This is a genomic window from Kocuria subflava, from assembly GCF_012163155.1.
Taxonomy (GTDB): Bacteria; Actinomycetota; Actinomycetes; order Actinomycetales; family Micrococcaceae; genus Kocuria; species Kocuria subflava.
Genome location: NZ_JAAVUN010000130.1, coordinates 1 through 683, shown reverse-complemented (window position 1 = coordinate 683; position 683 = coordinate 1). Strand labels below are relative to the sequence as shown.

1 protein-coding gene is annotated in these 683 nt (G+C 58.7%); it reads left to right on the top strand.

Going from position 1 to position 683, the window contains the following annotated elements:
• Window positions 1-560: ABC transporter permease (locus tag GTW58_RS13360; RefSeq protein ID WP_168023590.1), on the top strand; the 560-nt coding region annotated here is incomplete at its 5' end.
• Window positions 561-683: the final 123 nt, after the last annotated feature.

Below are 683 nucleotides of genomic sequence, written 5' to 3'. Positions count from 1 at the left end.
CGGCCAACGGGGGATTGCTCAAGAAGATCTACCTCCCCAGGCAGTTGTTCCCGGTGTCCAACTTGTACGTGGCGCTGGTGCATTTCGTACCGCAGCTGCTGATCCTGTTGATCGCCTGTCTCGCCTCCGGCTGGCACCCGAATTTCAAACAGTTCCTGTGCATGATCGCGGGCTGCGTGATTGTGGCGGTCTTCGCACTGGGACTGGGCATGATCTTTGCCACCTTCAACGTATTCTTCCGCGATGCCGAGAATTTCGTGGACATGATCATGATGGTGGCCACCTGGGCCTCCCCGGTGCTTTACCTGTTCACCATGGTCCAGGACAAGATGCCGGCCTGGTTCTACTACATTTATTTCGCCAATCCGCTCACGGTGGCCGTTGAACTGTTCCATTACGGGTTCTGGCTCCCCTCCACGGAGCTGTGGCAGCACTGGCACGTGCCCGCCCATCTGATGACCATTTGGACGCCCGTTGCCCTGTTGATCGCCTTCGGCACCCTGTTCCTCGGCGATTTCCTCTTCCGCCGCTACGAGGGCAACTTCGCCCAGGAGCTCTGAGAGACATGACAACCATTCCGTTCAAGAAGCCGGGCGTCACCTTCAGCGAGGAAACGGTGGCCATCCCATCGGACCACATGTCCAAGTGGTTCACCCTGCGGCACACGCGGTCCATCAAGGGAG